Genomic DNA, 13,304 nt, shown 5'->3' with positions numbered 1-13,304 from the left:
TTATTTTTCCCCTCTTCTTAAGGCATGGCCTGCCAGAATTCCTGTAATATTGCCATGCTCAAGAGCCGGAAGACCATTGATATACAGAGCCTCCACACCTGTCGCACGCTGTCTGGGATCCTCGAAGGTCGCCTGATCTTTCACATTTTCATAATCCATAAGACAAATATCTGCCTTCATTCCAGCCTTCAGAACTCCACGTCCTTCCAAACGGTACATTTCTACCGGCATAGATGTTAATTTCTTCACGATATACTCAACCGGTACATTTCTTTCCCTCATATAGGCAATGATCCTTGCAAAAGAACCAAATCCACGTGGATGGCAAAGCATTCCAGCAGGAATCGTATCACTTCCGATGGTGTAGCGGTCATCCATAAACAGCTTGTACTGGTCGTCATAAAGCTTTTTCTTCAGCTCTTCGGACTGATTTTCCACACCAGCGAAACCAACCTGCAGTTCATTCTCCACCAGAAGACGAATGATTGTCTCAGAAAATGTCTCATGGTTTTCTTCAGAAATCCGGGCAAAAGTCTTGCCAAGATCGCGGCTATACGGATCCTTTGTGAGAATAACAGTTGCAGTCTGATCTGGTCCAAAGAAATATTTATGTCTCTCATCCATATCTTTCAGAAGTTTGCCTCGCAGTTCTTTGGATGTAAGTCTTTCCATAATCTCTGCATAGCTCCCCTGCTGTGCCCATCCAGGTACCAGCGCAAGTACAAGTCCTGCACCAACCATATATGGATAATATTCGTAATAAACTTTGTTTCCAGCAGCCTCAATGTCCTTAAATGGCTCAAACAGAGTACGGTAATCTTCCTCCATACTGCCAGTACGATAGTGGAGCATGTTCAGCCTTACCCCTGTTTTTCTCGCAATTTCAGCCGCTTCATATCTTGGACGAAGGGGAACCTGTCCGTCATCCAGTCTCTGATGTACGCAGAAAAGCCCATCATATTCCTGTACAATCTGGCACAATGCAATCAGTTCCTCCGTATCGCTGTATCCACCTGGATAGTAAGATAAGCCGACGGAAAATCCCACTGCACCTTCCTTCATAGTCTGGCGAATCACTTCCTGGGCTTCACGACGCTCTTTTTCACTCCATACTACATTTTTAAATCCGGTTACCATCTGACGGATAGCATTGTGGGATACGTTTGCTGCCACATTTACACCGGAACCATCCAGCTGGTCCAGGAATTCCCCGAAGGTTGTCCAGCCTTTCAGATAATGTCTGTAATCTCCAAAAATACCGGAATTAATTTTGATGGAATCTTCAAACTGCTCTGGTTTCATCGGTGCAAAACCAAGACCGCATTGACCTGTCACTACAGTTGAGATCCCCTGATAAAGAGCATTGGGATGCTGTCTGTTCTTCAAAATATTTAATTCCGAATGTGTATGTCCGTCAATAAATCCCGGTGTCACGGTAAGTCCTTTGGCATCCACAACTTTTCTTGCCTTGGATGCATCCAGGTTTTCTCCTATTTCAGTGATCATATCACGATCGATTGCAATGTCCCCATAGAAAGGCTTTTCCCCAGTTCCATCAACGATCAGACCACCTTTGATCAGTATATCCATAATTCCGCCATCCTCTCTGATTACTGGAAAAAGTATTTAGTCCTCCATCTGTACAATGCCTTCAATCTCTACAGGAGTATTTCCCGGCAGAGCTACTGCTCCGATTGCAGAACGTGAAGGCGCTCCGATTTCCTCTCCAAACAGATCAACCAAAAGCTGTGTTGCTCCGTTTGCTACCTGCGGCTGCTCGTAAAAATCAGGTGTACAGCCAACAAAAACAAGTACTTTTACAAAAGATTTTACTTTGTCAAGGCTTCCGATGTGTGCCTTGATCACGGAAAGATAATTTAAAATAGTTCTCTTTGCAGCTTCCTGGCCTTCCTCGATTGTAAGATCCTGTCCAAGTTTTCCCTGCGGACCTTCTCCCTCAATGTAGGAGCCACAGCCTGAAATATAATAAAAGTTATTTCCAAGAGATTTTACGCTTGCATAAACACCACCTTTTCCAGGTGCAGGTGGAAGTGTTAAACCCATTTTTTCCAGTTTTTCTTCGATTGTCATGATTTTTATTCTCCTTTTCGTTTTGGTGATGCCACCAGCTGACAACATCTTTGTTTGAATATAACCACATGAAGCCGCCAGTCTCTGCCATAGCAGAAACCCGGCGGCTTAAATCACTTTACGGTCTTACAGCTGTTCCATCTTCCAGACGGCTGAAGAGCCAGCTGAAATCCATATCGATTGCCGGATATTTTGCCGCAGCTTTTTCATCGAAATCTACGCCGATTCCCGGTTTATCATTTAAGTATGCATAGCCATTACGAACCTGTGGGCATCCTGGGAATACTTCTTCCTCTGCCTCATTAAATCCGGCAAACTCCTGAATACCGAAGTTCGGGCTGCAAAGATCCAGATGCATCTGTGCTGCCATACCAATCGGAGAAAGATCGTTCGGACCATGCCATGCGGTACGAACCTGATACTGCTCGCAGAATGCAGCAACTTTTCTTGCTGGTGTTAATCCACCGATGTCACTGAGATGACAGCGGATAAAATCAATCCATTGATTCTGTACAATTGTCTTCCACTCAAGCGGATGTGTAAATAACTCACCCATTGCCAGCGGAACTGCGGTCTGCTCTCTCAAATATTTGAAGTAGCCAACCTGATCAGGAGCAAGTGCATCCTCAATGAAAAACGGTTTAAACTGCTCCAGCTCTTTTGTAAAACTCAGTGTATCTGCCAGAGAAAGTCTCTCATGGATATCATGCATAATTTCCAGATTCCAGCCAATATCTGTACGGATTCTGTCAAACAATTTGACAACGCTCTGCATATAAGTTCTGGATGAATAGTAAGCACCTTTCGGTGCATTCTCCGGATGAACCATGTTCTGGATAGTTCCGTCGAAGTTTCCACCATAAGTTCCCATGTGACAGCGGATATAGCGGAATCCCTGTTCCATAAATGCATGAATCTTCTCCTCAACTTCTTCCGGACTGTTTCCATCTGCATGACGGTAAAGAGCGATTCCCTCTCTGCACTTTCCGCCAAATAAGCTGTACAGCGGCATTCCTGCAAGTTTACCTTTGATATCCCAAAGTGCTTCATCTACACCGGATAATGCGTTGTTCAAAACCGGACCGTTTCTCCAATAAGAACTTCCCATCATGGACTGCCAGATATCTTCTATATCATGTACAGAACGTCCGATCAGGAATGGACGAAGGTACTCTTCGATTGCAGTTACAACTGCTTTGTAGCGCCATGTAAAAGTGGCACAGCCAACTCCGTATAATTCCGGCTCTGAAGTTTCTACTTTTACTACTACAAGATTATTTCCATGAGGTGCTGTTACAAATGCTTTAATGTCTCTGATTGTAATGGCTTTCATAATCTCTTTCCTCCTAAATTTATCAACTCTTAACTGCGCCGCTTGTCATGCCGGCGATAAAGTATTTCTGGAAACACAGGAATAAAATGATAAGTGGAAGACATGACATAGAAGAAGCAGCCATCATATCATTCCAGTGCACCTGGTTCTGTGTATTCAAGGACACGATTCCTACTGTAAGTGTTTTTAATGCATCTTTTGAAATCAAAACGGAAGAATACATATACTCGTTCCATCCATTGATCAATACGAAAATCGCAACTGCAGCAATTCCCGGAACTACCAGCGGAAGAATGATCTTCCAGAAAATCGTGAAGCTGTTTGCTCCATCAACTCGTGCTGCCTCATCAAGCTCCGTTGGAATTGTTTTGAAATAAGAAGTCATCATCCAGGTACTGAACGCAATATTTGTTGCAGCATAAACAATGATCAAACCAAACAAAGTATTGGTCATATGATATTTTGTTAACATAGAATAGAACGGAACTACCAGCATAACACTTGGGAACATCTGAGTTACCAGAAGGAATCCAAGGAAAGATTTTTTTCCTTTGAAGTTAAATCTGGTTACACCGTAACCTGCAAGACAGGAAAATACAGTACAGATGATCATGGAACCAAGACAGGTAACAAGGCTGTTCATTGTCATTGACCCGAAATTGTAGATTCCGAAGAATTTTTTAAAGGAAGCCAGTGAAATCTCACTTGGAATCCAGATTGGTGTAGGAGAATATGTCTCCGCCTCTGTCTTAAATGCTGTAGAAACCATCCACAGAACCGGCACCAGAACGAACAGTGCCATAATTATCAGGAACACATATCGTAATGTTCCATTTAAGATTTTTCTCTTTTCATTAGTCATCTTTCAACACCATCCTATAGAGCTTACTGATCAGGTAACAAATTACAAATACAATGATTCCCCAGGCTGCAGCTTTTCCAAATCGAAGATCGTTGAACGCTGTACCATAAATGTTCAAACTGATCAGATTGGTTGCTGTACCAGGTCCGCCACCGGTCATTGTGTAAACCAGTGTATACTGTTTGAACCACCATACACTATCCAAGATCAAGGTTGTTGTCATAACCGGTTTCAATCCTGGAACAGTTACATGCAGGAACTGCTGCCATTTGTTTGCGCCATCAATTTCAGCAGCCTCATATAAATCATGTGAAATACTCTGAAGTCCGGAAAGGATCATAGTCATTACAAGAGGATAACCTTTCCAGATGCAAACTGCTACTACAGCCGGGAATGCGAATTTCGCGGATCCAAGCCAGGATACGTTAGAAGAAATGATTCCCAAGCTTTTCAGGATACTATTCAGTACACCATACATTGGGTTCATTATCCAGGTAAACAGCAGAGCAATTACGGTTTCCGGGAAAAGCCATGGAAGCATGAAAATTACTCGAAAAATTGTTCTGCCATGAAATTTCTTATTTAATGTAGATGCCAGTAAAAATCCAATGACGAAGTGTCCGGCAACTACAAGGATCATAAACCAGAAGGTTAAAAGTACGGAAGTATAGAATTCAGGCTTTGTAAAAGCTTCCAGATAATATTTAAATCCTACAAACTTCCATTTGTTTACAAGGTTCGTATTATAAAAACTTAAGTATGCCCCGTATAACATCGGATAAATAATCAGCAGCACCATCATGAGAAGGCCCGGCGCTATAAACTTGTAGCCTGTGCGCTGATATTTTTCGGTTCTTTTAAACGAGGTCTTCTTTTTGTTTGTCATCGACGCCATTTTATGCACCTCTCCTTAAAAAGTATTAAAAATTCAGTAAAATTGAGTATAGAAAAACTGAGGGGGGATATTTTCTCCCCTCAGCCCAAATTCAAGGTTCTATCTGACTGATCAGATAAGTCTTTTTAGTTGTAGTCCTCAAGCAGGTTATCAAGCTCGCTTGCAAATGTGTCAGCTGCTTCTTCGTTAGTAGCCTCACCACTGAATACAGATGAGTAAGCGTCACCAAGAAGGCTCTTCAGACCGCTGATACCAGCAAATGTAGTAGGTGCGATACAACCATTCTCAATTGTCTGAAGGTATCCTTTGTAGTCATCGCCTGTGATGTATTCTGCTTTCTGAGCTTCTGTTGTAGCCGGGATCTTTCCACTGGACTGCCAGAACATCAGGTCAGAATCATTATTTGTGAAGAATTTCAGGAAATCAACTGCTGCTGTTTTCTGCTCGTCAGAAGCGGAACTGCAAAGTGCATATCCTTCAGCATTTAACATTGTTCCAGCTGCATCTCCAGGAATCGGGAAGGAACCGATTTTTCCTTTCAGTTCTTCGTTGTTTGCATAAGCAACACCAATTGCGTTACTTCCTGTAAGCATCATGCTTGTGTATCCCATTGCGAAGTAGTTAGCTGCTGTAGCATAGTCAACTTCTGTGATACCTGTAGGAACAACACCGTACTCATTGTTCATATCTGTCCAGAATTTAAGCAGATCTGTGAAATTATCCCCAAGATCAGCAACCCATTCTCCATCATTGTCTGTTACAAGGTTGCATCCGTTGCTCCACAGATAAGACATGAAACGGCTCTGTCCTGAACTATTGTTGGAACCAACCATTGAAAATCCCCACTGATCAACTTCACCATCACCGTCAGAATCTTCTGTAAGAGCTTTTGCACACTCTAAGAATTCATCCCATGTTTTCGGAACTTCAAGTCCTTTTTCCTCAAATCTGTCTGTACGATAAAGCATCGCCAGCGGCTGTACGTCGATGGGGTAGAACGCCATTGTATCATCATATGTGCAGGCATCTACAACACCATTTGCAAATGCTCCAAGAGTTTCATCATCAAGATATCCCTTCAGGTCTTCCATAAGTCCCAGATCATATAATGTAGGCGCCTGGTCAGCACTTGTGAAGAACAGTGTTGGAAGATCATCTGGAGAAGTAGCCATAGCTGCCAGTTTAGTGTAAATATCGTTTGAGCTGACTGCCTGGATCTCAATATTTACGTTTGGGTTCTCTTCCATGAATTTGTCAGCATACTGATATACGTACTGTCCGTGCGGGTCCTCACTAGCATATGCACACATAACTGTAAGGTTAACTTTATCACCATTTTCTTCCGCCATAACATTCATCGGGAAAGCAGATACTGCCATAAAGCCAGCCATAGCAAGTGCAATTTTTCTCTTTAACATATAAAAATCCTCCTTATTGTTTTTGCTTTTTGTACAAATTTTCGTGATTTTTTAGTTTTTTTCGAAACATTTTGCTGCAGCTAATCATGTTTCCTTGTGTCCGTCTTGTTTATGTTGATGATGTTATTATAGCAAGATTATCACCATTTTTCTCACCATTTTTCGAATAAAAATCATCATTTTTTGGATATGTATATCAATACTTCTTTTTTTCCCGAATATCCCATGTTAGCCGTGTTTTACCCGCGTCCTCTTTATATTGCTCAAACTGCTTTTTATACTGCAGTGGTGAAATTCCAAGACTCTCCCGGAACTGCCGCAAAAAAGTATTTACGCTGGCGTATCCCACCACTTCTGACAATTCTGTAATGCTGATATCATTCTTCTCCAGAACCCTTACTGCATTACTTACTCTCACAGAGTGGATATAGCTGTTGATGTTTTTTTCAAAAGTCTTACGAAAATTCTTACTGATGGTATTTGGCTGGAGATAAAAAATACGGCTTAATTCTTCAAGACTGAGATTTTCCGCATAATGAAAATCAATATAATTCTTAATATCACTCATGGTTTTGTACATACCGCTGATATCCTGTTTTTCTAACTGAAGCAGTCGATTCAGGATTATGGTCATCTCCAGAAGAAGAGCGTAGACCATATCTCCTTTTCCCTGTCCGTTGTCCTTTGTTTCCTCTCGCAGTTGCCAGATAATAGAAACCATACGGTTAAAGGTCACATCATCAATTCCCCGAAGCTTGTTTGCTTCCTCCGGGCTGTGGGTCCGATATACATTCATATAACTGTTTATAACCGGCAGACTCTGGAGAAATGCCGGAAGAACTGTAAGTCCGTAGCGGATGCACGGCACCTGGGTAAACCTTCTGCTGTGAGGATCAGTTCCGCCTATGATCAGAACTCCGTTTTTCTCAATATGATACTGCTGATCACGGATCTTGTATTCGCCGCCTCCTTGTTCGATAAACAGAAGCTCACAGGAATTATGCACGTGATTAATGGGATTTCCCTTGTAATCTCCACTATAGCTCACATAAATATTCCGATTGTTTAATGCTATAGAATGGTCTTTTTCATTATAACAGTTCAAAAACTCGTTTAAATTTTCCAATTTTCCTCACCCCTCTCTTTTCTCGAAAACATTTCTCTGGTATGCATTCTTTCCATTGCCTGCTGCCTACGTTTCCTGTACTGCAGAGGCGACACATCCATTTTTTCCTTAAACTGGCGTAAAAATGTATTTACATTTTCGTATCCCACCATTTCTGCCAGTTCTGTAATACTTATATCTGACTTATCCAGAATGTGCACTGCGTTGGTAATCCTCACGGAATTAATATAACGGTTTATATTTTTCCCCCATATCTGGCGGAAATTCTTGCTGATGGTGCCTGGCTGCAGATAAAAGATCTTGCTGAGATTGCTAAGACTTAAGTCCTCCTGGTAATGCGTGTCAATGTAATGTTTCAGCTCATTCATGGCCTTGTAAGTTCCGCTGCTTTCCTGGCTTTTCATCTGCAGCTGCCGTTTCAAAAGAATGGTCAGTTCCATCACCAAGGCGCAGACCATATCACTGCCTTCTTCACCAGATTCCCACTCATCCCGCAGTTCCCAGAGGATTTTTATCATTCTCTGAAAAACGGAAGGTTCTAAATTCACAAGCTTAGCTGCATTTTCCGGAATCTGGGTTTGGTAAACATTCATATAGCCGCTCACTATGGGCAGACTCTGGAGAAATGATGGCATTAAAGTCAACCCGTAGCGAATATATGGCAGTTTTGTAAACGTAAACTTATGCCGGTCAGTGGCACCTATGATTAAAACTGTATTTTTTTCCACATGATATACAGTATCGTTAACCTGATACTCCGCTTCCCCTTCTTCTACAAAAAGAATTTCGCAGGAATTATGAACCTGATTCAAAGTTTCCGGTTCATAATCTCCACTGTAACTGATACATACATCTTCTTTATCGAAAGCTGCTCTTAATTCATCAGCAATGTAATTATTTAAGTAAAAATCAGGAGCTTTCATAAATTCCTCCCTTTCTGACTCATATAAACTTTCTATTCATGAGCTTCACAGCAATGTATTCCTCGAATCATTACCTGCAAACAACATACATAAAATCGTTTTCTGTAATTTAGACCTACGAAAAAAAGAGCCGACAGATACAGCCAGCCCTTTTACCGGGGCGGCTATTTTTGTGGCTTATTAGTATCTTTGCCGAATGTGTATCCGGCACAAAAGCAAGTAATGCCAAAACTCATTACTGCAATAAAGTCCAAAATACTCATTGGCTTAGCCCTCCTTTCCGTTTGATTCCCTTCCGGGTTTCTATGTAATCAGAGGGTCACAGTCCCTCTGCCGAAGGACTAACCGCCTACCGTTATGGTAGCACCCAAATATAATTATATCAGTTGTATTCTTTTTTTACAATTAGTAATTGTCTCTAATTTCTGCTTATCTTAAAAGATAAATTTTCTATTCCCCCATCGTCAACATCGTATCAATACAAGCCTTCGCCTTCACTCTCACATTCTCATCCAGCTTGATCTCTTCTCCGCCCTGACCGCAGACGCAATTATAAACATCCATCAATGTAGTCAGTTTCATATTGTGGCATACGCAGTCCTTTGACAGCGGATAAAATTTCTTGTCCGGGCACTCGTACTGGAGATGCTGGACAATGCTGTTCTCGGTGCCGATAATAAATTCTTTAGCATCGCTTTCCTCGGCATATTTCATAATTCCGGTAGTACTTCCAATATAATCTGCCATTGCAGAAACCTCTGGCAGACACTCTGGATGAACCAGTAACTTCGCTTCCGGATGAGCGGCTCTGGCTTTTTTCACATCTCTTACAGACATTCTAAGATGAGTTGGACATCCCCCGTGAACGAACTTGAACGTTTTTTGCGGAACCTGCTTCTCCACCCATGCGCCAAGGTTGCAGTCCGGGATAAACAGGATCTTGTCATTGTCGATATTGTTCACAATCTTCAACGCAGAAGAAGAAGTTACGCACACATCACAGATTGTTTTCAGTTCGGAAGTGGTATTAATATAAGCCACAACTGTGTAGTCCGGATTGGACTCTTTCAGTGCGGAAAGCATCTCCACATCCAGCTGCTCTGCCATTGGACATCCTGCGCCGCTATTGGAAAGGTAAACCTTTTTCTCCGGAGAAAGAATTTTTACTGTTTCTGCCATAAATCTTACACCACACATCAGCACGTTCTTCTGCGGAGCCTTAGCCGCCTGCTGGCTCAGTCCATAAGAATCACCTGTGTAATCTGCTACCTCCAGAATCTCATGGCTCTGGTATGCATGCGCCAGAATGCAGATATCTTTTTCCTTCTTTAAACGCAGAATTTCATCCTGCAGCTGTCTTGTTGTCATCATAATCGTTTTTCACTCCTGTGTTTTCATTTATTCCGGAACTTTAATTTTCCATGTATACCCGAATGTGTTCTTAAATATCTTCTTACCCTCATTGGCTGCTAATAGTTCCACTCTTTTCGGACATTTTCTTAGGATTATATTACCTGCCGTCCTCACTGTCAACAAAAAAGTTTACAGCTATCTTGTCAATTGTAAAGTTTAGTGATATACTACAGGGCATGTCGTTCGGAAAATTTGAATCCGCGCGCACAATTGTAATCATTCACAGAGAAATTTCATAAGCCTGCGCTTCAGATTACTTTTGCAAAATTTCTCTGTACACCAAATTTATCCGTAAAAAAAGGACCATCAATTATGAAAACAGATATCCTCATCGCAGGAAGCGGCTGCTCCGGTCTTTACTGTGCCCTCCAGCTTCCCCGCGACAAAAAAATCACCGTCATCACCAAATCCGACCTTACCAGTAACGATTCCTTTCTCGCCCAAGGCGGCATGTGCATGCTGAAAGAACAGTCCGACTATGACAGCTTTTTCGAAGACACCATGAAAGCCGGACACTACGAAAATGACAAAAAATCCGTAGAGATCATGATTAAAACCTCCCCGGAGGTTGTCAGGGATCTTGTCTCTTACGGTGCCCAGTTCGAGCGAAACGAAGATGGCAGCCTTGCTTACACCAAAGAAGGTGCCCATTCCACCAACCGTATTATTTTCCACGAGGATGTAACCGGAAAAGAGATCACCAGCACCCTGCTCCGCGAAGTCCAGAAGCTTTCCAATGTAGAACTTCTGGAATACACCACCCTGGTTGATATTCTGGAAAAAGACAACCACTGCTACGGCGCTGTGATCCGCCGTCCAGATGGTTCCCTTGACACCGTTACTGCAACCTATACCGTTCTGGCCAGCGGAGGTGTAGGTGGACTTTACAGACATTCCACCAACTTCCGCCACCTTACCGGCGACGCACTTGCTATTGCAGGTAAGCATAATATTGAACTGCAGAACCCGGATTACGTGCAGATTCACCCTACCACCTTCTACACCAGACATCCGGAAGACCGCAGCTTTCTGATTTCCGAATCTGTCCGTGGCGAAGGTGCCAGACTTTACGACAAAAACATGAACCGTTTCGTAAACGAGCTGCTGCCCCGTGATCTTCTTTCCCAGAAAATTCACGAACAGATGGCAAAAGACGACACCGACTTTGTCTGGGAAGACCTACGCACCATCCCGGCAGAAACTCTTCGCCACCATTTTCCAAACATTGTTGAGCACTGCAGGGAAATGGGCTATGATGTTTTCAAGGAATGTATCCCGGTTGTTCCGGCACAGCATTATTTCATGGGCGGCGTAAAAGTGGATTATCAGAGCCGTTCTTCCATGGAAAATCTCTATGTAGTAGGAGAAGCTGCCTGCAACGGTGTCCATGGCAAAAATCGCCTGGCAAGCAACTCCCTGCTGGAAAGCCTTGTTTTCGCAAGACGGGCAGCGCAGGATATGGCAGAGCAGGATCTTAAGAATGCTTTACCTCAGAATGCCAGCAAAATTGCTGATTACCTTGCTTCCCACGTAGACTTCACCCCATACCAGGACATTCAGACCCTGGCCGAAACTTATCACCATCTTGCCACACAGGCCATCACCCTTGGCCAAAATCCAGAAGGCAGAAAGGAATTTTTATATGTATGATCAGGTAACTCTCGGATTAAATGTTGATCCGTTCATTTTAAGCGCATTAAAAGAAGATATCACAAGCGAAGACGTATCCACCAACAGCGTAATGCCAGATTCCACTCCAGGCGTTGTAGATCTTATCTGCAAAGAAGATGGAATCATCTGCGGACTCCAGGTTTTTGAGCGTGTTTTCACACTTCTGGATCCATCCACCAGAGCTGAATTCTATATAAAAGACGGAGACCATGTAGAAAATAAACAGCTTGTGGGAAAAATTTACGGAGATATCCGTGTGCTCCTTTGCGGGGAAAGAACCGCCCTTAACTATCTCCAGAGAATGAGCGGAATCGCCACCTACACCAGCCAGGTTGCAGCTCTTCTTGAGGGAACCGGGATCAAGCTTCTGGACACCAGAAAAACCACCCCGAACAACCGTATTTTTGAGAAATATTCCGTTCGCGTAGGCGGCGGCAATAACCACCGCTATAATCTTTCCGACGGCGTTCTTCTCAAGGACAATCACATCGGTGCCGCAGGAGGCGTAAAACAGGCCATCTCCATGGCAAAAGCCTACGCTCCTTTTGTTCGCAAAATTGAAATAGAGGTAGAAAATCTGGATATGGTAAAAGAGGCAGTAGAAGCTGGTGCGGACATTATCATGCTGGATAATATGACCACTGAACAGCTGAAAGAATCCATCGACTACATTGCCGGACGTGCCGAAATTGAAGTTTCCGGAAATGTAACAAAAGAAAATATTGCCAGACTCACTGGTTTGGGTGTAAATTATGTATCAAGCGGAGCACTTACACATTCCGCTCCTATTATGGATTTATCAATGAAAAATCTACATCCGGTGGAGTAAGCCCTATTCGGCTGAACTCCCCCACCGACAGCAATTATCAGAATGGAAGTCATCTGTTTCCCGCCATCAACACGTCCCAAAACGTGTTTGACAAAGGCTCTACACGGTAACAGGTAACTTTCATCACAAACCAGCAGACAGGAGATAAAAAATGAAAGGCGAAAAAAGACGAAAACAACTTCTGAATATCCTATCTTCCAGCAATAATCCCGTTTCCGGCGGTACCTTATCTAAGGAATTAAATGTAAGCCGCCAGATTATTGTCCAGGATATTTCTCTCCTGCGTGCCAACGGAGCCACCATTTTTTCCACCAACAAAGGCTATCTGCTCCAGGAGGACAGGAAATATTCCAGAGTTTTTAAGGTTTATCACACAGATGATCAGGTTGAAGAGGAATTAAGCACCATCGTAGACGCCGGCGGCCAGATTCGCGACGTATTCGTTTATCATAAGGTTTACGGCGTACTGAAGGCAGAAATGGGAATTAAATCACGCCGGGATGTACGCAGCTATATGGAAGAAATCAGCACCGGAAAATCCAGCCTTTTGAAAAATGTAACCTCCGGCTACCACTACCACACCATCGACGCCGAAAGTGAAGAAATCCTGGATGCCATTCAGGAAGAACTTCAGCAGAAGGGGTTCCTTGCGAAATTACAGGACTACGAACCCGTAGATTTCTGGGGCGGTCAGGAATAAAAACGAAAAAAGTTCAAGAACCAGGCTGAGCACAAGTCTCATC

12 protein-coding genes are annotated in these 13,304 nt (G+C 43.0%); 3 read left to right on the top strand and 9 right to left on the bottom strand.

Features of this window, described 5'->3' with window-relative positions; genetic code table 11:
• From LIZ66_RS07340 to nadA, 9 genes are all read right to left on the bottom strand, one after another.
• Nucleotides 1-1,590 carry an N-acyl-D-amino-acid deacylase family protein gene (locus tag LIZ66_RS07340; protein ID WP_227200795.1) on the bottom strand — a complete coding sequence of 530 codons (1,590 nt, stop codon included), beginning with the start codon at nucleotides 1,588-1,590 and terminating at the stop codon, nucleotides 1-3.
• 36 nt (nucleotides 1,591-1,626) lie between these two features.
• Nucleotides 1,627-2,091 carry a RidA family protein gene (locus LIZ66_RS07335; RefSeq protein ID WP_173736467.1) on the bottom strand — a complete coding sequence of 155 codons (465 nt, stop codon included), beginning with the start codon at nucleotides 2,089-2,091 and terminating at the stop codon, nucleotides 1,627-1,629.
• 118 nt (nucleotides 2,092-2,209) lie between these two features.
• On the bottom strand, nucleotides 2,210-3,424 hold the full coding sequence (locus LIZ66_RS07330) for an enolase C-terminal domain-like protein (protein ID WP_173736466.1): 1,215 nt from the start codon (nucleotides 3,422-3,424) through the stop codon (nucleotides 2,210-2,212).
• A gap of 22 nt (nucleotides 3,425-3,446) precedes the next feature.
• The gene (locus tag LIZ66_RS07325; RefSeq protein ID WP_173736465.1) at nucleotides 3,447-4,286 is read right to left on the bottom strand and encodes a carbohydrate ABC transporter permease; all 840 of its coding nucleotides are present in this window, start codon (nucleotides 4,284-4,286) and stop codon (nucleotides 3,447-3,449) included.
• Nucleotides 4,279-5,172, bottom strand: coding sequence for a carbohydrate ABC transporter permease (locus LIZ66_RS07320; protein ID WP_195478386.1), 894 nt, complete (start codon nucleotides 5,170-5,172; stop codon nucleotides 4,279-4,281). Before LIZ66_RS07320 ends, LIZ66_RS07325 begins: the two co-directional genes overlap by 8 nt.
• Nucleotides 5,173-5,306: 134 nt before the next feature.
• Nucleotides 5,307-6,599 (bottom strand): ABC transporter substrate-binding protein, encoded by a 1,293-nt coding sequence (locus LIZ66_RS07315; RefSeq protein ID WP_173736464.1) that lies wholly within the window; start codon nucleotides 6,597-6,599, stop codon nucleotides 5,307-5,309.
• Nucleotides 6,600-6,795: 196 nt separating this feature from the next.
• Nucleotides 6,796-7,725: an AraC family transcriptional regulator gene (locus LIZ66_RS07310; protein WP_195992630.1), complete on the bottom strand. Its 930-nt coding sequence runs from the start codon at nucleotides 7,723-7,725 to the stop codon at nucleotides 6,796-6,798.
• Nucleotides 7,713-8,648, bottom strand: coding sequence for an AraC family transcriptional regulator (locus LIZ66_RS07305; protein WP_173736462.1), 936 nt, complete (start codon nucleotides 8,646-8,648; stop codon nucleotides 7,713-7,715). Before LIZ66_RS07305 ends, LIZ66_RS07310 begins: the two co-directional genes overlap by 13 nt.
• A 450-nt stretch (nucleotides 8,649-9,098) precedes the next feature.
• Nucleotides 9,099-10,019 carry a quinolinate synthase NadA gene (nadA, locus tag LIZ66_RS07300; RefSeq protein WP_173719528.1) on the bottom strand — a complete coding sequence of 307 codons (921 nt, stop codon included), beginning with the start codon at nucleotides 10,017-10,019 and terminating at the stop codon, nucleotides 9,099-9,101.
• A 354-nt stretch (nucleotides 10,020-10,373) separates the two neighbouring features.
• On the opposite strand from nadA, the gene LIZ66_RS07295 reads away from it, so the two are divergent.
• The 3 genes from LIZ66_RS07295 to LIZ66_RS07285 all read left to right on the top strand — a co-directional run bounded on the left by LIZ66_RS07295 (nucleotide 10,374) and on the right by LIZ66_RS07285 (nucleotide 13,261).
• Nucleotides 10,374-11,711, top strand: a complete 1,338-nt coding sequence (locus LIZ66_RS07295; RefSeq protein ID WP_227201129.1) for an L-aspartate oxidase — start codon at nucleotides 10,374-10,376, stop codon at nucleotides 11,709-11,711.
• Nucleotides 11,704-12,561, top strand: coding sequence for a carboxylating nicotinate-nucleotide diphosphorylase (gene nadC, locus LIZ66_RS07290; RefSeq protein ID WP_227201130.1), 858 nt, complete (start codon nucleotides 11,704-11,706; stop codon nucleotides 12,559-12,561). The genes LIZ66_RS07295 and nadC overlap by 8 nt, the downstream gene beginning before the upstream one ends.
• A gap of 151 nt (nucleotides 12,562-12,712) precedes the next feature.
• Nucleotides 12,713-13,261 carry a transcription repressor NadR gene (locus LIZ66_RS07285; RefSeq protein WP_227201131.1) on the top strand — a complete coding sequence of 183 codons (549 nt, stop codon included), beginning with the start codon at nucleotides 12,713-12,715 and terminating at the stop codon, nucleotides 13,259-13,261.
• The last annotated feature ends 43 nt before the right edge of the window (nucleotides 13,262-13,304 follow it).

This window comes from Blautia faecis (assembly GCF_020554845.1).
GTDB classification, from domain to species: domain Bacteria; phylum Bacillota; class Clostridia; order Lachnospirales; family Lachnospiraceae; genus Blautia_A; species Blautia_A faecis.
Note: the sequence above shows the minus strand (reverse complement) of the source record. Positions and strands in the feature narration are given on the sequence as shown.